This window comes from Rummeliibacillus sp. TYF-LIM-RU47, assembly GCF_008638315.1.
GTDB lineage: Bacteria > Bacillota > Bacilli > Bacillales_A > Planococcaceae > Rummeliibacillus > Rummeliibacillus stabekisii.
Genome location: NZ_VVIR01000002.1, coordinates 176,618 through 200,006, shown reverse-complemented (window position 1 = coordinate 200,006; position 23,389 = coordinate 176,618). Strand labels below are relative to the sequence as shown.

24 protein-coding genes and 1 riboswitch are annotated in these 23,389 nt (G+C 39.7%); of the genes, 7 read left to right on the top strand and 17 right to left on the bottom strand.

The features are described from left to right. Positions 1-6: 6 nt before the first annotated feature. On the bottom strand, positions 7-471 hold the full coding sequence (locus tag F0527_RS12310) for an SMI1/KNR4 family protein (protein WP_190323472.1): 465 nt from the start codon (positions 469-471) through the stop codon (positions 7-9). Between the two features lie 240 nt (positions 472-711). On the opposite strand from F0527_RS12310, the gene F0527_RS12305 reads away from it, so the two are divergent. Beyond that, positions 712-1,224 (top strand): GNAT family N-acetyltransferase, encoded by a 513-nt coding sequence (locus tag F0527_RS12305; RefSeq protein WP_150285092.1) that lies wholly within the window; start codon positions 712-714, stop codon positions 1,222-1,224. 99 nt (positions 1,225-1,323) lie between these two features. Here F0527_RS12305 and F0527_RS12300 read toward each other — a convergent pair whose 3' ends face one another. Further along, positions 1,324-1,632: a DUF1259 domain-containing protein gene (locus F0527_RS12300; RefSeq protein WP_150285091.1), complete on the bottom strand. Its 309-nt coding sequence runs from the start codon at positions 1,630-1,632 to the stop codon at positions 1,324-1,326. Between the two features lie 558 nt (positions 1,633-2,190). Between F0527_RS12300 and F0527_RS12295 the strand changes: the two genes are divergently transcribed. Next, positions 2,191-2,757, top strand: a complete 567-nt coding sequence (locus tag F0527_RS12295; RefSeq protein ID WP_150285090.1) for a hypothetical protein — start codon at positions 2,191-2,193, stop codon at positions 2,755-2,757. Positions 2,758-3,073: 316 nt separating this feature from the next. On the opposite strand, the gene sufB is transcribed toward F0527_RS12295, so the two are convergent. From sufB to sufC, 5 genes are all read right to left on the bottom strand, one after another. Beyond that, positions 3,074-4,471 (bottom strand): Fe-S cluster assembly protein SufB, encoded by a 1,398-nt coding sequence (gene sufB, locus F0527_RS12290; RefSeq protein ID WP_066789257.1) that lies wholly within the window; start codon positions 4,469-4,471, stop codon positions 3,074-3,076. Between the two features lie 181 nt (positions 4,472-4,652). Beyond that, positions 4,653-5,090 (bottom strand): Fe-S cluster assembly sulfur transfer protein SufU, encoded by a 438-nt coding sequence (sufU, locus tag F0527_RS12285; RefSeq protein ID WP_173668481.1) that lies wholly within the window; start codon positions 5,088-5,090, stop codon positions 4,653-4,655. Next, positions 5,077-6,309: an aminotransferase class V-fold PLP-dependent enzyme gene (locus tag F0527_RS12280; RefSeq protein ID WP_150285089.1), complete on the bottom strand. Its 1,233-nt coding sequence runs from the start codon at positions 6,307-6,309 to the stop codon at positions 5,077-5,079. The genes sufU and F0527_RS12280 overlap by 14 nt, the downstream gene beginning before the upstream one ends. After that, the gene (gene sufD / locus F0527_RS12275; protein WP_066789262.1) at positions 6,309-7,616 is read right to left on the bottom strand and encodes a Fe-S cluster assembly protein SufD; all 1,308 of its coding nucleotides are present in this window, start codon (positions 7,614-7,616) and stop codon (positions 6,309-6,311) included. Before sufD ends, F0527_RS12280 begins: the two co-directional genes overlap by 1 nt. 18 nt (positions 7,617-7,634) lie before the next feature. Beyond that, a complete protein-coding gene (sufC, locus tag F0527_RS12270) occupies positions 7,635-8,420 on the bottom strand; it encodes a Fe-S cluster assembly ATPase SufC (protein WP_066789265.1) in 786 nt (261 codons plus the stop codon). 502 nt (positions 8,421-8,922) lie between these two features. Between sufC and gltC the strand changes: the two genes are divergently transcribed. Beyond that, positions 8,923-9,828, top strand: coding sequence for a glutamate biosynthesis transcriptional regulator GltC (gltC, locus tag F0527_RS12265; protein WP_150285088.1), 906 nt, complete (start codon positions 8,923-8,925; stop codon positions 9,826-9,828). Between the two features lie 37 nt (positions 9,829-9,865). Here gltC and F0527_RS12260 read toward each other — a convergent pair whose 3' ends face one another. The 10 genes from F0527_RS12260 to F0527_RS12215 form a co-directional block, all read right to left on the bottom strand. After that, on the bottom strand, positions 9,866-10,684 hold the full coding sequence (locus tag F0527_RS12260; RefSeq protein WP_150285087.1) for a MetQ/NlpA family ABC transporter substrate-binding protein: 819 nt from the start codon (positions 10,682-10,684) through the stop codon (positions 9,866-9,868). 51 nt (positions 10,685-10,735) lie between these two features. Continuing rightward, positions 10,736-11,404: a methionine ABC transporter permease gene (locus F0527_RS12255; RefSeq protein WP_147196379.1), complete on the bottom strand. Its 669-nt coding sequence runs from the start codon at positions 11,402-11,404 to the stop codon at positions 10,736-10,738. Continuing rightward, positions 11,394-12,419, bottom strand: coding sequence for a methionine ABC transporter ATP-binding protein (locus tag F0527_RS12250; RefSeq protein WP_066789276.1), 1,026 nt, complete (start codon positions 12,417-12,419; stop codon positions 11,394-11,396). Before F0527_RS12250 ends, F0527_RS12255 begins: the two co-directional genes overlap by 11 nt. Positions 12,420-12,508: 89 nt before the next feature. Further along, positions 12,509-12,614: riboswitch (SAM riboswitch) on the bottom strand. 56 nt (positions 12,615-12,670) lie between these two features. Beyond that, positions 12,671-12,979 carry a thioredoxin family protein gene (locus F0527_RS12245; RefSeq protein WP_150285086.1) on the bottom strand — a complete coding sequence of 103 codons (309 nt, stop codon included), beginning with the start codon at positions 12,977-12,979 and terminating at the stop codon, positions 12,671-12,673. Positions 12,980-12,993: 14 nt separating this feature from the next. Beyond that, a complete protein-coding gene (locus F0527_RS12240) occupies positions 12,994-13,335 on the bottom strand; it encodes a toprim domain-containing protein (RefSeq protein ID WP_066789282.1) in 342 nt (113 codons plus the stop codon). A gap of 88 nt (positions 13,336-13,423) precedes the next feature. Further along, positions 13,424-13,807, bottom strand: coding sequence for a glycine cleavage system protein GcvH (gene gcvH, locus F0527_RS12235; RefSeq protein ID WP_066789285.1), 384 nt, complete (start codon positions 13,805-13,807; stop codon positions 13,424-13,426). A gap of 78 nt (positions 13,808-13,885) precedes the next feature. Continuing rightward, positions 13,886-14,242: an arsenate reductase family protein gene (locus tag F0527_RS12230; RefSeq protein WP_066789288.1), complete on the bottom strand. Its 357-nt coding sequence runs from the start codon at positions 14,240-14,242 to the stop codon at positions 13,886-13,888. 119 nt (positions 14,243-14,361) lie between these two features. Next, a complete protein-coding gene (locus tag F0527_RS12225) occupies positions 14,362-16,146 on the bottom strand; it encodes an acyl-CoA dehydrogenase family protein (RefSeq protein ID WP_150285085.1) in 1,785 nt (594 codons plus the stop codon). Between the two features lie 55 nt (positions 16,147-16,201). Further along, positions 16,202-17,374 (bottom strand): acetyl-CoA C-acetyltransferase, encoded by a 1,173-nt coding sequence (locus F0527_RS12220; protein ID WP_150285084.1) that lies wholly within the window; start codon positions 17,372-17,374, stop codon positions 16,202-16,204. A 29-nt stretch (positions 17,375-17,403) separates the two neighbouring features. Beyond that, on the bottom strand, positions 17,404-19,794 hold the full coding sequence (locus tag F0527_RS12215) for a 3-hydroxyacyl-CoA dehydrogenase/enoyl-CoA hydratase family protein (RefSeq protein WP_150285083.1): 2,391 nt from the start codon (positions 19,792-19,794) through the stop codon (positions 17,404-17,406). Between the two features lie 451 nt (positions 19,795-20,245). Here F0527_RS12215 and F0527_RS12210 point away from each other — a divergent pair, with 451 nt between their 5' ends. The 4 genes from F0527_RS12210 to F0527_RS12195 all read left to right on the top strand — a co-directional run bounded on the left by F0527_RS12210 (position 20,246) and on the right by F0527_RS12195 (position 23,350). Then, entirely contained in the window at positions 20,246-20,851 is a 606-nt protein-coding gene (locus F0527_RS12210) for a general stress protein (protein ID WP_150285082.1), read from the top strand. A 167-nt stretch (positions 20,852-21,018) separates the two neighbouring features. Then, positions 21,019-22,380 carry a magnesium transporter gene (gene mgtE, locus F0527_RS12205; protein ID WP_370454677.1) on the top strand — a complete coding sequence of 454 codons (1,362 nt, stop codon included), beginning with the start codon at positions 21,019-21,021 and terminating at the stop codon, positions 22,378-22,380. 84 nt (positions 22,381-22,464) lie between these two features. After that, the gene (locus tag F0527_RS12200; RefSeq protein ID WP_150285080.1) at positions 22,465-22,830 is read left to right on the top strand and encodes a DUF2188 domain-containing protein; all 366 of its coding nucleotides are present in this window, start codon (positions 22,465-22,467) and stop codon (positions 22,828-22,830) included. Between the two features lie 199 nt (positions 22,831-23,029). Then, on the top strand, positions 23,030-23,350 hold the full coding sequence (locus F0527_RS12195; protein WP_147196371.1) for a thioredoxin family protein: 321 nt from the start codon (positions 23,030-23,032) through the stop codon (positions 23,348-23,350). Positions 23,351-23,389: the final 39 nt, after the last annotated feature.

Genomic DNA, 23,389 nt, shown 5'->3' with positions numbered 1-23,389 from the left:
AATCGTTTAATATTCTGTAAGGCTTTGATCCTCCCAAAAGAACTCCCCTGTTTTTTTAATCACATTTTCTACAAAAGAAACAAATGATTCTTCTGTTTCTTCAGGCATGATATGGCCCACATAGATTGCACCTTGTGAAGAATATTTTGTAACTAATGCGTCACTTATCATAATATAGCCAACATCCGGGTACTCCCCAATAGGATAATCCTTAGTAGGTTCAAGATCTTCTTCTTTAAAATCCTTTTGTACAATCAAAAAATTTGTGCGGATTTCATCTAAACTAAAAAAAGTATAGCTAGTAAGGTAAGAACTAAACAATGTCATGCCATTATGAAGTAGTAAAAAATCTCGATAGTCATTAGGCATTGTAATACCCAATTCCTTTTCTACTAAATTAATCTCATCTTCTGATGCTGCCTCGTTAAAAGTACATACCTCACGCAGAATTTCTTTGTCATCTATGTCCAATAATCCAGTAGGTTCAAGTCTTGTAAAATTCTCATCTAACTGACTTTTTAGTTCATCTAAAACGTCTTTAATTCAATTCTAGTAATGTTAAACCCTCCTTTTCTTTTAAATGTTGATAATGCAAGTGTCTTATCTGTAGTTGAACTTTATATTATAGCAAACGACTCATAAGTACAATTTTACGTTTTGCATGGAACATTCTACAATGAAAAGAAAAGACCATTTGAAAGGAAGAGAAAAATGATCAGAGAAGCCACTAAAAAAGATTTAGTCGACATTTTGCATATTTATAATGACGCCATACTTCATACAACGGCCGTTTATTCCTATACACCCCAAACACTTGAAAGTAGGCAAGCTTGGTTTGAACAAAAGAGAGCAGAAGGTTATCCAATAGTCGTATGTGAAGAAGACGATAAAGTAGTTGGTTTTGCGACATTCGGCCCTTTTAGAGCCTGGCCCGCCTATAAATATTCCATTGAACATTCTGTTTATGTAGATACACAATACAGGAAAAAAGGAATTGGATCCTCTTTATTAAAGGAAATTATTGCAATTGCTAAGGAACGGGAGTATATGACCCTCATCGCTGGTATTGATGCAACGAATGAAAAAAGTATTGCGATGCACAAAAACTTTGGCTTTGTGTATTCTGGCACCATACAAAAAGCGGGTTTTAAATTCAACAAGTGGCTTGATTTAGCCTTTTATCAATTAGAACTGAATGGACCCAGCAATCCTACAGAGGAATAAATTCGAATTTGGATTAAAAAAGGAGATGAACTATCATAGTTCGTCTCCTTGACGAAATTCAAATCTTCCGATGTTCCAGATTCACATTCTCTTTAATCACTAGATAAATTTCAAGCCAGCTTCACGCGCAGCCTCAAAACTTCTTTTAGCAAACTCAAATGGATCCATTCCAACGTTTTCCCAATGCATATACATTAACCTTGGCTCTTCAAACAGCCAATGGTTATGAATTGCAGTTACTTTCAGCCCTCTTTTTCGTAATGCATCAAGCATCGGATTAACTTCTCTTTCAAGAAGTACACTTTCACCTAGATTAAGACCATTTTTTTCAAAAGATAACACTACACAAGGGTTTGATTGTACGACTTCACCAACGATAATATCTGCTATTTTTTGGCAAGTAGACAAATTCAGCCCTCCTTTCTATCTTGTCTACTATAAAAACGAACAAAGTAAGCCGTATCGAGATTTTGTATTTGACTTCTATCAAAACTCAAAATACGTATACCATGGAGTGGATACAATTGGAAGCTCAGCAGTTACTTCTTAACGAAAGACAAATGGATAAAGCTTTAGAAGGATCAATAATAATAATAAACAGGAAGACCTCCACGAAAGGTTGTCCTTTTTATTTCCCTAGTCAATTGTATTTGCTTACATCAAAGGAAGGCTTCACACTAACCTTTTCTTCCCCAACAGGGAGCTTTGTCTGCATACGAAGCCAATTACACCTAATTAAATTAGAATGGCTGTCACGTCGTTTTTTCACCTTATAAATAGGAAGCTTCTACTACTACTGTTCTTACTGTGGAAGACACACGCAAATGACTCAACATATCCATTGCCATAGATAAAGCTAATGATATCTCATATGCTGTATTCTCTATTGATTCAGAATTTTCACCATTAAGTCACCTTCCTGACTAAATAAACATTGAATAAATAAGAGAGTAAGGAGGTGATAAAATGAGTTTTGACAGTATCAAAAGAAGTGAAAATGGTTCAATTATCAAAAGAATTAGCAGAATTCAGGATGGTTGTGAAGAAAATTGTTGTAATAATAAAAAAGTTGATCATGGAGTACCGGTCCCAGAAGAGACTCTAGGCACCGGGCTTCCAGGGTTTGCTTATATCTATGATACGACAATCCAAAATCTAATGGCTAATGATCCAGTTACTTTCAATACAAATGGCGTTATTACACCTGCAGGGTTTGTCACACATGTCCCAGGAACTGCACCTATCACTATAAATCAAAGAGGTACTTATCAAATTACCTATGAGGTGTTTGCTTTTGGAACTGGACCATTTAGTTTTGCATTTGCTCTGTTTAATGGCGACAACCAAATAGCCGGTTCGAACTATGGAATTAATAATTCTAATGTAACAATGAGTGGTCAAGTAATCACAATATTAAATGCAGGGGATGTTCTTACGTTAAGAGCCCTTAGTTCATCAATTGCTTTATTTAATATAACTAATGCGGGAATTCCTGTTATCAGCGCTTCTATTATCATTGACAAAATAGCATAATATTTTTATTGCAAGTCACAATTAATAAACCCACTACCAATTTAGGTAATGGGCCTATTGTTAAATGCTATGTTGAGCAATTATTCACTCCAATTGGAAGATAAGGCAAATTTGATTGGACATAAAGCTAAATATACACCACGATTTTTTTAAAAGCTGAGTTAGAGATAATTAACGTTAAAGCAGAACAAGTGGCATAATTTAGCCTTCTATCAATTAGAACTGAACACGCCAAACAATCTGGGAAATAACTCCGAATAGGAAAAAAAGAGACGAACTACAATAGTTCGTCTCTTTTAGTAATGGTTATGATAAATTAACCGATAGAACCTTCCATTTCGAATTTGATTAGACGGTTCATTTCAACCGCATATTCCATTGGAAGTTCTTTTGTGAATGGTTCGATGAAGCCCATTACGATCATTTCTGTTGCTTCTTGTTCAGAAACACCACGGCTCATCAAGTAGAATAATTGTTCTTCAGATACTTTTGATACTTTCGCTTCGTGTTCTAGAGCGATTTGATCATTCATTACTTCATTGTAAGGAATTGTATCTGAAGTAGATTCGTTATCCATAATCAATGTATCACATTCGATATTGGCACGAGCATTTGTTGCGCGTTTACCGAATTTTACTTGTCCACGGTATGTTACGTTACCACCGTGTTTTGAGATGGATTTAGAAACAATTGTTGATGATGTGTTTGGTGCTAAGTGAATCATTTTAGCGCCTGTATCTTGGTTTTGGCCGCGTCCAGCAATCGCAATAGATAAAGTCATACCACGTGCGCCTTCGCCTTTTAAGATACATGCTGGGTATTTCATTGTAAGTTTTGAACCGATATTACCATCGATCCATTCCATTGTTGCATTTTCTTCACATGTTGCACGTTTTGTTACCAAGTTGTACACGTTGTTTGCCCAGTTTTGGATTGTTGTATAACGGCAGTATGCATCTTTTTTGATGAAGATTTCTACAACCGCACTGTGCAATGAACTTGTTGTATAAACAGGTGCTGTACATCCTTCAACATAGTGCACGCTTGCGCCTTCATCCACGATGATTAAAGTACGCTCGAATTGGCCCATGTTTTCAGAGTTGATACGGAAATAAGCTTGAAGTGGTGTTTCAAGTTCAACGCCTTTTGGTACATAGATGAATGAACCACCTGACCATACAGCTGAATTCAATGCCGCAAATTTGTTGTCATTTGGCGGGATTGCTTTACCGAAGTATTCTTTGAAAAGATCTTCGTTTTCACGAAGAGCTGAGTCTGTATCTTTGAAGACAACGCCTAAATTTTCAAGCTCTTCTTTCATGTTGTGGTATACCACTTCTGATTCGTATTGTGCAGATACACCGGCAAGGTATTTTTGCTCTGCTTCAGGGATACCTAGTTTATCAAATGTTGCTTTGATTTCAGCAGGTACTTCATCCCATGATTTTTGAGTTGCTTCAGATGGTTTTACGTAGTACGTAATTTCATCGAAGTTTAAACCAGATAAGTCGCCGCCCCATTGAGGCATTGGTTTTGAATAAAAAATATCTAATGATTTCAAGCGGAAGTCAAGCATCCACTCTGGCTCATTTTTCATTTTTGAGATCTCTTTTACGATTTCAGGAGTTAGCCCACGTTCTGTACGGAAAATGGATACGTCTTTGTCATGGAAGCCGTACTCGTAATCGCCAATTTCAGGCATTTGTTTAGCCATTATTTCTCCTCCTCTTATTATCCCTAACTTGCACTGCAAGTTACTTTTAGATGTAGTGTAAATGTTCCGCTTCAGACGACGCTTTACAGGGGCTTGACTTCAATCTCGTCATTACGTTCCTGCGGGCTTTCAGTTCAAGCATTTCCCGTTGGAGTCGTCATCTTCCGCTTCACAAATGAAATTATGATTCTAATTCTTTAATACCTTTTTCCATCGCTTTCCAAGAAAGTGTTGCGCATTTGATTCGAGCTGGGAATTGAGAGACGCCGGATAGTGCTTCTACATCGCCGAGGTCCAATGATTCATCATGCTCATGGCCAAGCATCATTTCAGAGAAGACATGTGCTAGTTCTACTGCTTCTTCCGTTGTTTTCCCGATGATAGTTTGTGTCATCATGGAAGCGGAAGACATTGAAATTGAACAGCCTTCTCCGTCAAATTTCGCATCTTTTACGATGTTATCTTCAACTTGTAGTGACAAATGGATACGGTCACCACATGTAGGGTTATTCATATCGATAGAAATGTTTGAGTCATCGATCACGCCTTTGTTGCGTGGCTTTTTATAGTGATCCATAATGACAGAACGATAAAGTTGATCAAGTTTATTCATTGACATCAGCAAAATACTCCTTTGCATTACGCAACCCTTCAACAAGTCGGTCAATATCCTCTTCATTATTATAAATATAGAAGCTTGCACGGGCTGTCGCTGCACAGGAGAGCCATCTCATCAATGGTTGTGCACAGTGATGGCCAGCACGTACTGCAATGCCTTCCATATCTAGCGCTGTCGCTAAATCATGCGGGTGTACGCCTTCTAGGTTGAATGTTATCAGCCCTGAACGTTTTGCAGGATCTGTTGGACCATAAATTGAAATGCCCTCAATCTTTGCCATTTGTTCAAATGCATATTGAGTTAATCTACGTTCATGTTCCACGATTCTGTCCATGCCGATTTCTTCAAGGAAATCAATCGCAGCACCAAGTCCAATCGCACCGGCGATGTTTGGTGTGCCGCCTTCAAATTTCCAAGGAAGGTCTGCCCATGTAGATTCATACAAATCAACTGTGCTGATCATTTCGCCCCCGAAGGATATTGGCGTCATGTTTTCTAGGTGCTCTTTTTTACCATATAATACACCAATACCAGTTGGGCCGCACATTTTATGGCCGGAGAATGCTAGAAAATCACAATCTAAGTCTTGTACATCTGTTTTAAAATGAGGTACACCTTGTGCCCCATCTACTACCATAACTGCCCCATGTGAATGAGCAACAGCTGTGATTTCTTTGATCGGGTTGATTGTGCCCAGTACATTAGATGCTGAAGACATCGCAACGATTTTAGTACGATCTGTAATTGCATCTTTGACTGTATCCATTGAAATGGTACCATCAGGATTCAACTCGACGTATTTAAGTGTTGCATTTTTTTCTTTAGCAAGCTGTTGCCAAGGAATCAAGTTGGAGTGGTGCTCCATGTAGGTGATGACGATTTCATCGCCCTCACCTACATTTTCGCGGCCATAACTTGCTGCAATCATATTTAAGCTTTCAGTAGTACCCCGTGTAAAGATGATTTCTTCCGTTGACTTAGCATTGATAAATTTGCGGACTTTCTCGCGCGCTCCTTCATAGGAGTCTGTTGCACGATTGCCCAATGTATGAACGCCACGGTGGACGTTTGAGTTTTCGTATTCATAGTAGCGCTTCACAGCCTCAAGCACTTGAATAGGCTTTTGAGTTGTAGCTGCACTATCTAAATAGACTAGAGGATGACCATTTACTTCTTGGTTTAATACTGGAAAATAGCTTCGAATATCTTCATTAATCATTAGCGAACTTTCCTTTCAATGACCTCCGTCAATTGTTTTTTAACGCCTTCGATTGGCAATTTGTTAACGACAGGGGCTAAGAATCCGTGAATTACTAACCGTTCTGCTTCGTTTTTAGAAATGCCTCGGCTCATTAGGTAGTACAACTGAACTGGGTCAACGCGACCAACTGAAGCTGCGTGTCCAGCAGTTACATCATCTTCCTCAATCAATAGGATTGGGTTAGCATCGCCTCGAGCATCTTTGCTTAACATAAGAACGCGTGATTCTTGTTCTGCATCCGCTTTGGTAGCACCATGCTCGATTTTGCCAATACCGTTGAAAATAGCGCGAGCCGCATCTTTCATTACAGCATGAGTCAAAATATAACCGTTAGATGCTTTACCCCAATGTCTTACTTCTGTTGTAAAGTTTTGGCTTTGTTCGCCGCGACCTACAACCACTGATTTAGCATCTGCATGTGAGCCATCACCTTTTAGGTATGTGATGTTTTCAGAAATAGTATCGCTGTCATTCATCAAGCCAAGTGCCCAATCAATTGTCGCATCACGATGTAAAATGCCTCGGCGGTTCACGTAAGTTGTCAAACCTTTTGCAAGCACATCTACAGCGCCATACGTAACTTTTGCATTATCGTTTACGATTACTTCTGAGATAATGTTAGCTTGTCCTTTTGCTTCTTCCATAGTAGAAAGATAGTTTTCAACATAAGTGACAGAGCTGTTTGCTTCTGCTACAACCAATACATGGTTGAATAATGAAGCATCTTCATTATCATGAAGGAAAATAGCTTGGATTGGTTCTTCTACAACCACATTCTTTGGTACATAGACAAACACACCGCCATTAACTAAAGCTGCGTGTAAAGATGTCAGTTTGTGCTGATTCACTTCTACGCCTTCAGTCATGAAGTACTTTTGTACAAGCTCGCTATGTTCGCGTGCTGCTGTATGAATATCTGTAAGAATAACGCCTTGAGCTGCTAGATCTTCTGATAATTGTAAGAAAGCTGGCGTGTTATTGCGTTGAATATAAATGTTTTGTTGACCTTCAATGTCTACGATTGCCTTTACTTCTGCTGGCAAATCTTCCAAAGAAGCAAATGGAGCGCTCTCCACTAAAAGTGATGGAAATTCAGTGAAGTTCCATTTTTCGATATTTGTTTTATCTGGTTTTGCCATTGGCAAGTTCTCTACATCCGCTAGTGCACGTTCACGAAGCTCAGTCAACCAGCTAGGTTCGCTTTGGGCTTCAGAGAAAGAGCGTACATCTTCGGCGGTTACTGTTAATTTTGTTTCAACCGTCATGTTGGCTCATCCTCCCTCTTATGCTTCTTGTCCTGTAGTTTCTTCTTCGTCTTCGATTCCTAATTCTTGTTTAACCCAGTCATAGCCTTCAGCTTCAAGTTTTTGAGCTAGCTCTTCGCCACCAGATTTAACTACGCGACCTTGCATCATTACGTGTACATGATCAGGTGTGATGTAGTTTAATAGACGTTGATAGTGGGTAATCATTAAGCAACCAAAACCTTCGCCGCGCATTGCATTGATTCCTTTAGATACAACTTTTAATGCATCGATATCTAAACCAGAGTCGATTTCATCTAAGATACCGAATTTAGGTTTTAACATCATTAATTGAAGAATTTCATTACGTTTTTTCTCACCGCCAGAGAATCCTTCATTTAAGTAACGTTGGCCCATTTCTTCAGGCATTTCAAGGTAGTCCATTTTTTCATCTAATTCGCGGATGAATTTCATAAGTGAAATTTCGTTGCCTTCGCCGCGTTTTGCGTTGATTGCAGAACGCATAAAGTCTGCGTTAGTAACACCGCTAATTTCTGAAGGATATTGCATTGCTAGGAATAGACCTGCTTTCGCACGTTCGTCTACTTCCATAGCTAGTACATCTTCGCCATCTAAAGTAATAGAACCAGATGTTACTTCATATTTTGGATGGCCCATAATAGCAGAAGCTAATGTAGATTTACCTGTACCGTTTGGACCCATGATTGCATGTACTTCGTTTGTATTGAGTGATAAATTAACACCCTTTAAAATCTCTTTGCCTTCAATTTCGACGTGAAGATCTTTAATGACTAAAGTTGACATTGTATTACCCCCATTTATTTTCAATGAAATGTTTGCTGTCATTTCTAATTTAATATCATTCTAATTTTATCTCAAAAAAAAGCCCTTTGCAAATCATTTGAAAATGTTTCTCATCCTAATCAAAGATAGTTGGTATACATTATTTCAAAACATTTTGGGCTCACTATCTATCAGCTTAAATGAAAATCAAATGATTTTCAATAGAAGGATTCTAATTGAGAATTGATTTCACTATGAAAACTGTGTTAACCCCTTTACTATTCTAGTTTCATCCACATATCCTCTCCCGTTCCGACACGCATTTCTTTTAAAACAATCAAAATAAAATATTTCGTTTTCAAAGAATCTCCTCGCCCTATTCTACCCAGAATCCTCATTCACTATTAAGGCAATGCATTCTTTTTTTATTGGAAACTGGCTTTCCATTTTAAAAAACATCCAAAACATATATAATTCAATTAGAATTAATCGAAAAATTAGATAGAAAGGAGTGAGTGTCGGTTTGGAATTACGCCAATTACGATATTTTGTCGCAGTAGCAGAAAGAGAGCATATTTCGATTGCTGCTGAAAAACTGCAAGTGGCACAATCAGCAGTCAGCAGGCAAATCGCCAATTTAGAGGATGAACTAGGTGTTAAACTATTTGAACGCATTGGTCGAAATGTGAAGCTTACGCCTATAGGCAAAGTATTTTATGAACACACACTGGAATCATTGAAAGCCATCGACTTTGCACAAAAACAGATTGAAGAATACTTGAACCCTGAAGAAGGAACGATTAAAATCGGCTTTCCTACAAGCCTGGCTAGTTTTTTGCTGCCGACCATCATATCAGCCTTCAAGAAAGAACATCCGACGGTTTCCTTTCAATTACGCCAAGGGTCTTATCGCTATCTGATTCAGGCTGTAAAGGATCGTGAATTAAACTTAGCTTTCTTAGGGCCCGTTCCAGCAAACGAAGAATCGATTGATATGAAAATACTTTTTACTGAAAACATCGCCGCTTTGGTCCCTGAAAATCATCGTCTGGCAAATAAAAAGGAAATCCAATTGGCCGACCTTCACAAAGATCCTTTTGTTGTGTTTCCTAGAGATTACATACTACACCAGGTTGCTGTAGAAGCTTGCAAATCCGTCGGTTTTACACCACATATCACAACGATGGGTGAAGATTTAGATGCTTTAAAGGGCTTGGTTGCCGCAGGAATCGGCGTAAGCTTACTACCGGAAAGTGCATTTTACGATGCTACACCTCGTCGTACAGCTAAGTTGACGCTCACCAATCCGCCATTCACACGTAATGTTGGGGTTATCTATCCACGCAATCGTGACCTGGCTCCTTCTGAAAAAATCTTTTTAGACTTTGTATGCCAACTATTCTCACGACTATCGCAATTTAAATTATAAAAAAGGTGTATGCATTAAATGCTTACACCTTTTTGTTTTATTTAGAAACCGGTACAACTGACCCTTTCCATTCTTTCGTAATGAAGTCTTGGATTTCTTTTGAATGAAGGGCATCTACTAGTTTTTTCACTGCTTTGTTGTCTTTATTTTTCTTCTTCACTGCTACTACGTTTACATATGGTGAATCAGAGCTTTCAATAGCAATAGCATCTTTTGTTGGGACTAAACCAGCATCAATGGCGAAATTAGAGTTGATGACAACTGCATCGCCTTCCCCGTTTTTGTACATTTGCACTAGCATTTCAGGTGCAGTGCCGCCATCGATTTTTAAGTGTTTCGGATTTTCATCAATATCTTTAATGACTGCTTTAGTAGGATCTACACCTTTTTTAAGCGTAATCAACTTGTTTGCTTGAAGCAATTGAAGTGTACGACCTTGGTCAGTCACAGAGTTGGAGATTAGAATAGTCGCTCCATCTGGCAACTTATCAAGTGATTTATATTTTTGTGAATAGACGCCGATTGGTTCGATGTGAATCTTGCCGGCAATCGCAAAATCATAGTTATTGTCTTTCATTTGTTCTTCAAGATACGGAATGTGCTGGAAGTAGTTGGCATCCAGATCGTCCGAATTTAAATCTTTGTTCGGTAAAACATAATCTTGATATTTTTCAATCTTCAAATCAATGCCTTCTTTTTTAAGAATAGGCTTCGCTTTTTCCAAAATGATAGCATGTGGTGTATTAGATGCACCCACTACCAATTCTTTGTCTGATCCTGCTTTGTCTTTGTTTCCGCATGCTGCTAGGCTAAGTGCCAACGATGCGGTAAGAATTCCTGCTACAAGTTTCTTCATTTTTCATAACTCCCTTTCGTTTTATGTGAACGTCTGAACGGTTCAACCAAATTATCGTTTATCAAGCCTTGCTGTAATAAAGTCACCCACTATTTGGATAACAAACACGATGACTAATATAAACACAGTGGCAACGAATACGACGTCGGTACGGCTACGTTGGAATCCATCTAAAAAGGCTAAGTCGCCTAGGCCTCCTGCTCCAATGATGCCCGCCATTGCTGTATAGCCGACTAATGCTACAGCTGTCACTGTAATGCCAGAGATTAAAGCTGGCCATGATTCTGGGATTAAGACTTTCCAAATCAATGTGCTTGTTTTAGCGCCCATAGATCTGACTGCCTCGATCACCCCTTTATCAATCTCCCGGAAAGAAATCAATACTAGTCTCGCGTAGAAAGGTGCAGCGCCGATAATTAATGCCGGCAATGCTGCGTTCGCTCCTCGAATCGTTCCCAATAGCATGTTAGTAAATGGGATAAGGAGGATGACCAGGATAATAAATGGAATAGAGCGGAAAATATTCACGACTGATCCTGTCAGCCAATTGACTAGCTTATTTGCCCATAATTGATTGGGACTGCTCAAAAATAGGATAATTCCTAATAAAAGTCCAATGACAAAGGTGAACACAGTTGAGACTACTGTCATATAAATAGTTTCCTGTGTTGCTTCCCACATTGCTAGCCAATCCACATTTGGAAATAACTTAGTTAGCATGTTGGATCACCTCCGATTTAACGTCTTCCCCATCTAAGTATTGAATGGCTTTATTTATATTTTCTTCATTGCCTGCAATGCGAACGATCAGTGTGCCATATGGACCGCTTTTGGTAGCGGAAATATTTCCGTGCACAATATTTACATCCACATCGAATGTGCGAATCAGATGTGAAATCACTGGCTGCTCAGCTTTCTTGCCGACAAATGTCAGCTGAATTAATTGGCTGTTTGGATCATCCAGCATTTGTGAAATCGATTCTTTATGTTCTGCCGACTCTGTTACCTGAGAAACGAATTTTTTTGTGATGTCTGCTTTTGGCGATTGGAACACTTCTAGAACATTACCTTGCTCTACGATTTGTCCAGCCTCCATCACGGCCACTCGATGACAGATTTTGCGGATAACATGCATTTCGTGTGTGATAAGCACAACTGTAATGCCCAGCTTTTCATTAATGTCTAAAAGCAAATCTAGGATCGCATCTGTTGTTTCCGGATCAAGCGCTGAGGTTGCTTCGTCACAAAGCAACACTTCTGGATTATTGGCTAATGCCCTTGCAATGCCTACGCGCTGTTTTTGCCCACCTGACAATTGGGATGGATAAGCTTTCTCTCTTCCCTTTAAGCCAACCATTTCAACTAATTCGCTTACTCGCTTTTGGCGTGCCTCTTTTCCAACGCCCGCTATTTCAAGAGGGAAGGCGATATTTTCTTCCACAGTCCGCGACCATAGCAGGTTGAAATGCTGGAATATCATGCTGATCTTCTGTCTTGCCTGTCTCAGCTCTTTTCCTTTAATGGTGGATATATCGTACCCGCTCACTTGTACGGTGCCTGAAGTCGGTTTTTCCAACCCGTTTAACAAACGAATCATTGTACTCTTACCAGCACCGCTGTAACCGATAATTCCAAATATTTCACCTTTTCCGATCGTCAAATTGGCATCTTGGACAGCTGTAAGGGATCCACTTGCTGTTTTATATTTTTTTAGTACATTCTTTAAGAGAATCATAGCCAAACCCCTTTCATCAAAAAAAATAAGGCCTTTCTGTTAAAGATAAACAGAAAGGCCTTACGTATTGTATTTATACGAAAACCGTTCTCTCATCTTCCAAAGTTTACACTTTGTGTGAATTGGCACCATATCACAAACTGTGACGGTTGCCGGGCTTCATAGGGCACTTCCCTCCACCTCTCTTAATAAGAGCAACGCAATATTTAATTAGGTTATGCTAGTTACTTTAACATGCTGAATTTTGTTCGTCAATCCTTTTTTTGAAACTTTTCAAACAAATATGACACAGACTGAAAAGCGTATATTTTGTCATGCACTTCGCCAGCTTCAGCGATTAACAGGCAAGGAACACTTTCCACCTGATATTCATATGCCAGTTCTTCAGCATAATTCAAATTGATTTTGCCCATTGGGATTTGTGGGAATGTCTGCTGGATGACCTCCATCATTTTAGAGGCAACCATGCATGTACCACACATGGGCGTATAGAGATAAAAAGCGCACAATTGGCCGCTTTTTTTCGTGTTTTCCCATTCTTCAATTGACCATTCTTGCATCGATTGGATCATCCCTATTCTATAAAATAAGCAGGGTCAATTTCGAAATCTGCTGCTAACAAGACCCTTGCCAAATATTTTCTTGGAGTCGTTTCTACCTGTCTATATAAGGAGAGTGTACGCAAATGATATGCCTCTGGATACTCTTTTTTCATCAGTGCCCGCAAGCGGTCGCCTGAGTAATCTTCATCGAATAATGTGTATAAATCATATTGTTCGTAAGGGGTTAGCAACTCTTCTAGCTTGCTTGCGCTAATCGTTCCATTGGTGCATATAATTGGAATGCTTTCTGTCAATAGAGGTGCTATTTGAAGCTTATCCTGCCTTCCCTCTACTATAAGCACTTTATCAGGCAATGCCCGCACCTCCTCATTGGATAGTCAGACGATATTCTCAGTTGATATAAAAAGCGCCAACACAGAATAGTGAGGCGCTTGAATAAGATTATTCTTCGATTAATTCGCCGTATTGTTCAGCAGATAATAGCGCATCGATTTGAGATGAATCTGAAGGTTCTACAACAACCATCCATGCTTTTTCATATGGTGATTCGTTAACGAATTCAGGGCTGTCTTCTAACTCTCCATTGATTTCAACTACTTTACCTGAGATTGGCGCGTATAATTCTGAAACTGTTTTAACAGATTCAACACTACCAAATGGTTCGTCTGCTACGATTTCGTCGCCTACTTCTGGAAGTTCTACGAATACGATATCGCCAAGTTCAGATTGTGCGAACTCTGTAATGCCGATGCGTACTTTACCGTCTTCTGTTTTCACCCATTCATGCTCTTCTGAATAACGCAAACTTGCTGGAATATTACTCATTTCTACCCCTCCAAATATGTATTTATATTCATATTAATTTTGACATAATCCTTATCTAAAAACAAGCAATTCTATAAGCTACTTCCATGTATTTTCAAAATCTTCTTCTTTAAAACCTAAGGTGATTTTTTGACCATCTGTAACGATAGGTCTCTTTAGAAGCATACCGTCTGACGCAAGCAATGCAAGCTGGTCTTCCTCGCTCATATCCTTTAGACGATCTTTCAGCTCAAGTTCACGATATTTCTTCCCAGAGGTGTTAAAGAACTTTTTCAGCGGCAAGCCACTAAGCTTCCAAAACGATTTAATTTCTTCCGCAGAAGGCGTACTTTCAACAATGTGACGCTCCGTAAATGGAATATTGTGATTCAGCAGCCAAGCTTTCGCTTTTTTGCAGGTTGTACAGTTAGGATATTGTATTAAATTGATTGGCATAAACATTCCTTCTTTCCTCTACAAATACTCCTACTATTGTAGAGCGACACTTATTTATACGCAAGGAATCCGGCCACATGATTAGTATGACCGGATTCCAAAGGTTTATTTACTTATGATTAGACTGTATATTTTTCAGCTGAGATTAATTTAACAGATGCATGGCGTTTTTTAGAAATCAGGTTGTAAGGTGTATAGCGAGTTAATTTGCGCAATGCAGATAATAGCATGCGTGATTCATCACCTTCGACTGATGCCAAAATAGTTTCTTTTGCTTCTTTTTCAATTTCAGCAAATGCTTCTTGGCAGAAGATTTCTGTATACAAAACTTTTTGTGCCGCTTTATCAAACCCATCACGGTTAAGCGCTTTTTCAGAACGTAATACAACAGATTCCATTGCAAATAGCTGGTTTGCGATGTTGGCAATATTCACAAGGACTTCTTGTTCTTGCTCTAATTTTGCACCAAAGCGTTGTACTGCTGTACCAGCAGCCAATAGAGCAATCTTCTTCGCCATTTTTACAAGGTGTTTTTCTTGTGCTAATGGCTCATCACCGATTTCTTCTGGCATCATTGACAACAATTCAGCTTGCAGGCTTTGTGCTTGTTGCAATAAAGGTAGTTCGCCTTTCATTGCTTTTTTCACAAATGTGCCTGGTACAATCAATCTGTTAATCTCATTCGTACCTTCAAAGATACGGTTGATACGTGAGTCACGGTAGATGCGTTCTACTTCGTATTCTTGCATATAACCATAACCACCATGCAATTGTACAGCTTCATCCGCGATATAATCTAATGTTTCAGAACCAAATACTTTATTGATTGAACATTCGATTGCATATTCTGCGATTGCTGCAGCTACTTTTTTACCGTCTTTTTGCTCTTCAGGGCTTAAGTGGCTCATGCGTTCTTCAAAGTAACCAACTGTACGGTAAATTAGCGATTCTGATGCATACAATCTTGAAGCCATTGTCGATAATTTTTCTTTTGTTAAGTTAAAGGAAGAGATTGGTGTGCCAAATTGTTGGCGTTGGTTTGTATAAGCGATTGCCAATTCAAGCGCGCGTTTTGAAGCACCAATTGAACCTACGCCCAATTTGTAACGGCCGATATTTAAAATGTTGAATGCGATCACATGGCCGCGTCCTACTTCACCAAGCAAGTTTTCAACAGGCACTTTCGCATCTTCTAAAATTAGAGTACGAGTTGAAGAAGACTTGATCCCCATTTTCTTTTCTTCTGCGCCTGTTGATACGCCAGGGTAGTTGCGCTCAACAATAAATGCTGAGAATTTATCGCCATCTACTTTTGCATATACAACAAATACATCAGCAAAACCAGCGTTTGTAATCCATTGTTTTTCACCGTTCAGAATGTAATGAGTTCCTTCTTCGTTTAACTTGGCAGTTGTTTTAGCACCCAATGCGTCAGAGCCTGATCCTGGTTCTGTTAATGCATAAGCAGCAATCAATGCGCCAGAAGCTAGTTTTGGCAAGTATTTTTGCTTTTGGTCCTCATTGCCGAATAATACGATTGGCAGTGAACCGATTCCTACATGTGCACCATGTGTAATTGAGAAGCCGCCTACTCGCGCCATTTTTTCTGCAATTAACGCAGATGAAATCTTATCAAGACCAAGGCCTTCATATTCTTCTGGTACATCGGCTGCCAACAAGCCTAATTCGCCAGCTTGCTTTAATAAACGCACGGAATGTTCAAATTCATGATTTTCTAGATTTTCCACAACAGGTAGTACTTCATTGTGAACATAGTCTTCTGTTGTTTTAGCAATCATTTTTTGTTCATCAGTGAAATCTTCCGGAGTGAATACACGATTTGCTTCCAAATCCTCTGTTAAAAAACTGCCGCCTTTAATTAGGTTTAATGTATTTTCTGCCATTCTGAATCTCTCCCTTTATTTAAATTTTTCTTTAAGTACAAGTTGTATTTCTACTCTATAATATTTCGAAGACGCCAGCTGCGCCCATACCGCCGCCGATACACATGGTAACAACTCCGTATTTTTTACCTTGGCGTTTTAACTCATGAATTAGCTTTAAGGTAAGCACTGTGCCTGTTGCACCTAATGGATGACCAAGAGCAATAGCTCCTCCATTTACGTTTACCTTTTCTAAATCAATGCCCAATTCACGAACGACTTGGATTGATTGTGAAGCAAACGCTTCATTGATCTCCCATAAATCAATATCCTCTATTGATAAACCTGCAATCTTCAATGCTTTTGGTACGGCCACAATCGGACCAATCCCCATAACTTCAGGAGGCACTCCACCTACTGCGAAGCCAAGGAATTTTGCCATTGGCTTTAGACCTTGCTTTTCTGCTTCTTCACGGTCCATGACTAGCACAGCCCCAGCTCCATCTGATGTTTGCGAAGCATTACCAGCTGTTACTGACCCTTTGATAGAAAAGGCAGGGCGTAATTTGGCTAATGTTTCAGCAGACGTGCCAACACGAACACCTTCATCCTTATCAAAGATAAATGTTTTGACTTGCGGTTTATTATTTTCATCTACATAGTGCTGCTCTACTTCAACCGGCACAATTTCATCTGAAAATTTACCTTCAGCAATAGCTTTTGCAGCTCTTTCATGTGAGCGTACAGCAAATGCATCTTGATCTTCTCGGCTGACTTCGTATTTCTTAGCTACTTCTTCCGCAGTATGGCCCATGCTCATATAATACTCTGGCGCCTCTTCTGCTAGTTTAAGATTTGGTCGAATGACATGCCCCATCATTGGCACCATGCTCATCGACTCCGTACCGCCTGCAATGATTGCTGTTGCATGGCCAAGCATAATTCGTTCAGCTGCGTAAGCAATCGACTGCAATCCGGAAGAACAAAAACGGTTGACGGTCACGGCCGGCGTTGTATCAGGAAGCCCTGCCAGTGCACCTACCATGCGAGCAACATTCATTCCTTGCTCTGCTTCCGGCATCGCACAGCCTATAATTAAGTCATCTATTGGACCTTCGTATCCCGAACGCTTCAAAGTTTCTTTCACTACTAATGCGCCTAAATCATCGGGTCTTACAGTTGCTAAAGACCCTTTCTTTGCTTTTCCGATCGGTGTTCTCGCACCTGCTACTATTACGGCTTCACGCATGTGTTTTCCCCCTTCGTGCATGGTAACGATTAGTTACGCAGCGGTTTGCCTTTCATTAACATATATTGCATTCTCGCTTGTGATTTTGGATGACTTACAAGGCTGATAAATGCCTCTCTTTCCAAATTCAACAGGTACTGTTCATCCACCAATGTACCGTATGGGACATTTCCGCCGGATAGAACATAAGCCAATTTTTTAGCAATATAGAGATCATGTTCACTGATATAACCTGACTGCAATAGGTTTTGAGCACCTAGCAGCAATGTCGCATAGCCCGGTTTACCTGTCACCGGTACTTTTTCGCGAATCGGTGCTGTGTAGCCTGCTTCTGCCATCGCCAATACAGCTTGTTTTGCATCATATAATTGGTGATCAGCATTCACGCTAATGCCATCTGCGAAATCTAAGAAATTGTTTTCTCTTGCCTCTTCGCCAGAAGTTGAAGTTTTAGCCATTGCAATTGTTTCGAATACTTTTGATGCGATCGCTTGTAAATCAACATCCACGCCTTTTGGCAATCCTTTTAGATGTTTGATATATAACTCTTTATTTCCGCCACCGCCAGGAATTAACCCAACGCCTGCTTCCACTAAGCCCATGTATGTTTCCATCGTTGCTTGAATATGAGGTGCCGGTAAGCAAACTTCACTTCCGCCGCCAAGCGTCATGCCGAATGGAGCTACTACAATCGGTTTTTCTGAATACTTGATGCGAAGCGTTCCTTGTTGGAATGTATTCACAATATAATCAAGTTCAAACAAGTTGTCGTCTTGAGCTTCCATCAAAATCATCGCCAGATTTGCGCCAACTGAGAAGTTTTTGCCTTGGTTCCCAATGACCATCCCTTTGTACTGATCTGATTGATTTAGAAGATCTAATCCGTGATTTAAGATTTGCATAATATCGAGACCAAGCGCATTTGACTTGGAATGGAATTCTAGCAATAATACGCCATCGCCAAAATCTATTAAACTAGCGCCAGAATTGCTTTTCAAAACGCCGTGTTTTTTCTTGTAGCGTTTTAGATCGATTGATTTTTCATTAACGGGCACTAATTTGTATTCCTGGCCGTCAAAGTATGCCAGATCTCCATCAATCTCTGAATAGAATGTTGTATAACCTGCATCTAATAGAGATTTTACAAATGAAGGGATTTCGTAGCCTTCCGCTTTCATTTTCTCTACTGACTCTGCTACGCCGATGGCATCCCACATTTCGAATGGTCCCTGTGACCAGCCAAAGCCCCATTTCATTGCATTGTCGATAGCCACAATATCATCAGCGATTTCGTCTACTAATTCTGCGGAATAGACTAAGGTTGGAGCAAAGACACTCCATAACAATTCACCTGTACGGTCATTTGCATAAGTTAATGTTTTTACTTTAGCTGCCAAACCTTTTTGTTGCTTCGCCATTTCAATAGAAGGAGTTTTTAGCTTCTTCACAGGCTCGTATTCAAATGTGTCTAAGTTCAGCTCTAAGATTTCTTTACCTTTTTTCACAAAGAAGCCTTGGCCTGATTTAGCGCCTAACCAGCCTTTTTCAACCATTTGTTGTAGATAAGAAGGCACTTCGAATACTTTTTGCTCTTCCCCTGTTGTGTTTTCGTGTACGTTGTTCGCCACATGGACGAATGTATCTAACCCCACAACATCTAGTGTGCGAAGAGTAGCCGATTTCGGACGGCCGATTAATGTACCAGTTACCGAATCAACCTCACCCACTGAATATCCTTTTTCCTTCATGACTTGCAAGGTTTTCATTAAGCCGTATGTACCGATACGGTTGCCGACAAAGTTAGGCGTATCCTTCGCAATAACAACGCCTTTGCCTAAGCGGTCTTCACCGAATTCCTTCATAAATGAAACCACTTCCGGTAATGTATCCTGTGCTGGTATCACCTCAAGCAATTTTAAGTAGCGTGGCGGATTGAAGAAGTGTGTACCAAGGAAATGTTGTTTGAAGTCCTCTGAGCGCCCCTCTGCCATTGCATTGATGCTGATGCCTGATGTATTTGAACTGATGATGCTGCCTTGTTTTCTGGCTTCATCGATTTTTTTATATAAATCTTTTTTGATTGCTAAGTTTTCAACGACAACTTCAATGACCCAGTCAACCTCGCTTAATGCTGATAAATCATCTTCTATATTGCCGACTGAAATTAATTGAAGGTTCTTTTTTGAAGTTAGTGGCGCTGGCTTTTGTTTTAACAGCTTTTGTACAGCTGTAGAAGCAAATCGATTGCGGACTGCTGGTTGGTCTAATGTTAGCCCCTTTGCTTCTTCTTCTTTTGTAAGCTCTCTTGGCACGATATCAAGCAATAATGTAGGAATGCCAACATTGGCTAAATGAGCCGCAATGCCTGACCCCATTACCCCCGAACCAATAACAGCCGCTTTTCTAATATGATAAGCCATGAGCGAATCCTCCCTTTCCCCTTTTGAATGAATACTCATTCATTTTATAATCAAAAAAAATAAAACTTCCTTATCTGTCATTTATTTTAGACTATTTATTGAATTTTCGCAATGAAAAAATCTGACTTTTATAAAAAATGTATAGATAAGTAGTTTTTACTTTTTCTACTTTCTTAAAGTCTACTGATAATTCGCTTCGCTCCAGACGGCGCTTTCCGCGGGCTTGGCTTCAATCTCCTCATTACTTCATTCTTGCGGGGCTTTCAACTCAAGCTTTTCCCGCAGGAGTCGCCGTCTTCCGCTACGCTGTAAAGTAAAGGTGTGTTCACATTTTTAAGGAATTGAAATTGAACGATTTACTAATAACTTTTAAAGACGTTTTACTCTCAAGTTAAGGGGGTATTTATTCAATAGAGTTAGTTCTTACAAAAATAAAGGAGGATTTTTCATAATGGTAAAAAGACAAGTCGTAGGTGTATATGACACAGACAATGAAGCAATCGAAGCAATTCAAGAATTAAAAAGACAAGGTTATACAGCTGATGAAATATCCGTTATCAGTCAAGATACTCAACAAATGGAAAATGTAACAGAAGAAACAGATACGATGGCAGGCGAAGGAGCTGCAACAGGCGCAGCGACAGGTGGTGTGCTAGGCGGTCTAGGCGGTATTTTGACAGGTCTTGGTGCATTAGCTATCCCTGGGATTGGACCTATCGTAGCAGCAGGCCCAATTATCGCCGGTATTACAGGTGCCGCAGCTGGTGCAGGTGTTGGTGGTTTGGCAGGTGCATTAATCGGTATGGGTATTCCGGATGATGAAGCACAACGTTATAATGAGGATTTCGAAAACGGTAAAATCTTAGTCCTTGTGGATTCTGATCATTATACTCCAACAAATACAACAGTCCGTCGTACGACTGATGTGACTAATGATCCTACTGTAACTAATAACCCTAACCTAACAAATGATCCTAACGTAACCAATGAAACAGTACGTCCAGTTGGTGAAAGGGAAACAATCATTACAGATAGAATCCGTAAAAATTCTTTCTAGGATAATCTATTCGACATTGAGAGCCGTTTCTATTCTTCCGTGAATAGGAATGGCTCTTTTTTATGTTCGTTACAGGTTTCTTTCCTATTGTTTTCATTCTCCCCTGAGAGGGCATAGAGAGTTGAAAACTATTTAAAGAATGAATGACAAGCGAGGTGTATATGGCAATGGAAAAACAACCACAAAGCCGCGACCATATCGCGAGAGCGCTTATCCAATTATTGCGCGATGGAAACATTGAATCGTTGTCAAAGGCAATTGATTCAATGGAACCAAGAGAACTTTCAGCACAGTATCGAAGGCTACCTCGAAAGCGAATCCCGCTTTTTTTAGAAACAATCGAAACCGAAAAACTAATTTCAATGCTGGCTTTCTTAAATAAAAAAGAACAGCTGCATGTATTAAAAGTTGTCGTTCCTATCCGGTCAACAGAACTGCTGGATAAAATGAAAAGCGAGGATTTATCCTATTTGCTTTCTGATCTTCCTGATAAGCAAGTAGAAAAGTTAATCGCTGAATTGAGGCAAGAAGAAAAAAGAAATATACGTAAAAGGATGAAATATCCTAAGGATGCAGCGGGCCGTATTATGGTCACTAACTATGTGTGGGTACATCAATCATATTCTGTTTCGCAAACTATCGATAAATTAAAGCATTATAAGGATTTCGCCCATTACTTGAACTACGTGTATATTATTAATGATGAAAAGCAGCTCATTGGCGTTATCTCCTACCGCGATCTTCTTTTAGCGCAGCCAGACGAATGTATTGCAGATGTGATGGAGACATCCATCGCCAAAGTGCTTGATACAACAACTCAAGCGGAGGTTGCTAGAATGATCGGCCGCTATGATTTTGTCTCACTGCCAGTGGTAAATGAGGATAATATATTAGTAGGCATCATTCGTGCAGATGAAGTGTTTGATATTGTAGTGAGTGAAGCTAATCGTGATATTGAAATGCTGTTTGCTTCAGGAAAAGAAATTGACTTTCGCACGAAGCCATTTGTCGCTACTTACCGACGGCTTCCATGGCTTATATTGCTATTATTCATTGGTTTAGTTTCAGGAAGTATCATTTCTCGTTTCGAAGCAACACTAGAAGCAGTTGTAGCACTCGCTTTTTTCATGCCACTTATCGCAGGTATGACGGGCAATACGGGGACACAGTCGCTTGCCGTAGTAGTTCGCGGACTTGCTTCTGAGGATATAACATTTAGGGCCGCATTAAAGCTTATTCTCCGAGAATTAATTGTTGGGGTGAGCCTTGGCATTATTTGCGGAGTAATCATATCTATCATCGCGTTTATTTGGCAAGGAAGTATGATCCTTGGACTTGTTGTCGGCTCCTCACTCTTATGTACTTTAATCATCGGCACAATAGCGGGTACAGTAATTCCACTTATCTTGAATAAATTTAAGGTAGATCCCGCAGTGGCGTCAGGACCTCTGATTACGACAATCAACGATATCTTGTCGCTGCTTATTTACTTTGGTATTGCTACAATGTTTCTTTCCAAGTTAACGTAAAAAATAGGCTGTCATTCGTTTAGTAAGCCTCCAGCGTTTATCACTTTGTTATAACGGGAATTTAGCCAGCAGGAGGTGTTTTATATGCCATGGACTAAAAAGGATTATCCCGCTTCCATGAAAAATTTAGAAACAGATGTCCGAAACAAAGCGATTGAGATCGCCAATGCCCTGCTGGATGAAGGTTATGAAGAAGGACGTGCGATTGCCATTGCAACTGCAAAAGCACATGAATATGTGGAAGGAAGCAGCAATGACCGCCCTCGCTTCGAAGCAAAGCCGATCGACCATGATTGGGTCTTGAAAAAATCAGACAGTGAGCATGCCATTTTTACTGAAAGCTCCAAAGAAGATTTACTTGCTAAAGGGAAGCCTTATGTAAATAAACATGACGGTATACTTGATGTCTATTATGCTGATGGGAAACTTGAACATACGTTATACGAATAAGACTAGCCGCCTTTATTTATGATAATGGCGGCTTTTTTATTGAAGGAAAACCTTGCACCTCAAGCAATTCTTTTGCGAAACAGGTAATTACCTGTATACGAGCATTTTGTGATAACATACTAGATATAAATGAGACTTTTCCTTTTGGCTTACTCAAATGGCAAAGAGTTTATATAATAAAGACTATGAGGTGTAAATAATGCAACCAATTACAACAGCAGAACAATTTAACGAAATCATTTCATCCGCACAACCCGTTGTGGTGAAATTCTTTGCAGGCTGGTGCCCAGATTGCACACGAATGAATATGTTTATTGATCCAATAATCTCAGACTACAACCAATATACATGGTATGAAATCAATCGTGATGATTTCCCTGAGCTTGCTGAAAAATATCAAGTAATGGGCATTCCAAGCCTATTGATTTTCAAAGACGGCGAAAAATTAGCTCACTTACACTCAGCAAATGCAAAAACGCCAACTGATGTAATGGCATTCTTAGACGCACAACAAGCTTAAGACACAAAAAAGGCCTACTTCTAACAGTAGGCCTTTTTT

Coding starts and splice junctions, on each gene's coding strand:
- F0527_RS12295 (WP_150285090.1), top strand. CDS start 2,191: ATGAGTTTTGACAGTATCAAAAGAAGTGAAAATGGTTCAATTATCAAA.
- F0527_RS12260 (WP_150285087.1), bottom strand. CDS start 10,684: ATGAAGAAACTTGTAGCAGGAATTCTTACCGCATCGTTGGCACTTAGC.
- mgtE (WP_370454677.1), top strand. CDS start 21,019: ATGGAAAAACAACCACAAAGCCGCGACCATATCGCGAGAGCGCTTATC.
- F0527_RS12225 (WP_150285085.1), bottom strand. CDS start 16,146: ATGGCAGAAAATACATTAAACCTAATTAAAGGCGGCAGTTTTTTAACA.
- F0527_RS12210 (WP_150285082.1), top strand. CDS start 20,246: ATGGTAAAAAGACAAGTCGTAGGTGTATATGACACAGACAATGAAGCA.
- sufC (WP_066789265.1), bottom strand. CDS start 8,420: ATGTCAACTTTAGTCATTAAAGATCTTCACGTCGAAATTGAAGGCAAA.
- F0527_RS12255 (WP_147196379.1), bottom strand. CDS start 11,404: ATGCTAACTAAGTTATTTCCAAATGTGGATTGGCTAGCAATGTGGGAA.
- sufD (WP_066789262.1), bottom strand. CDS start 7,616: ATGACGGTTGAAACAAAATTAACAGTAACCGCCGAAGATGTACGCTCT.
- F0527_RS12280 (WP_150285089.1), bottom strand. CDS start 6,309: ATGATTAATGAAGATATTCGAAGCTATTTTCCAGTATTAAACCAAGAA.
- sufB (WP_066789257.1), bottom strand. CDS start 4,471: ATGGCTAAACAAATGCCTGAAATTGGCGATTACGAGTACGGCTTCCAT.
- F0527_RS12245 (WP_150285086.1), bottom strand. CDS start 12,979: ATGCAAGAATGGTCAATTGAAGAATGGGAAAACACGAAAAAAAGCGGC.
- sufU (WP_173668481.1), bottom strand. CDS start 5,090: ATGTCAATGAATAAACTTGATCAACTTTATCGTTCTGTCATTATGGAT.
- F0527_RS12230 (WP_066789288.1), bottom strand. CDS start 14,242: ATGCCAATCAATTTAATACAATATCCTAACTGTACAACCTGCAAAAAA.
- F0527_RS12305 (WP_150285092.1), top strand. CDS start 712: ATGATCAGAGAAGCCACTAAAAAAGATTTAGTCGACATTTTGCATATT.
- F0527_RS12250 (WP_066789276.1), bottom strand. CDS start 12,419: ATGATTCTCTTAAAGAATGTACTAAAAAAATATAAAACAGCAAGTGGA.
- F0527_RS12215 (WP_150285083.1), bottom strand. CDS start 19,794: ATGGCTTATCATATTAGAAAAGCGGCTGTTATTGGTTCGGGGGTAATG.
- F0527_RS12220 (WP_150285084.1), bottom strand. CDS start 17,374: ATGCGTGAAGCCGTAATAGTAGCAGGTGCGAGAACACCGATCGGAAAA.
- F0527_RS12200 (WP_150285080.1), top strand. CDS start 22,465: ATGCCATGGACTAAAAAGGATTATCCCGCTTCCATGAAAAATTTAGAA.
- gcvH (WP_066789285.1), bottom strand. CDS start 13,807: ATGAGTAATATTCCAGCAAGTTTGCGTTATTCAGAAGAGCATGAATGG.
- F0527_RS12195 (WP_147196371.1), top strand. CDS start 23,030: ATGCAACCAATTACAACAGCAGAACAATTTAACGAAATCATTTCATCC.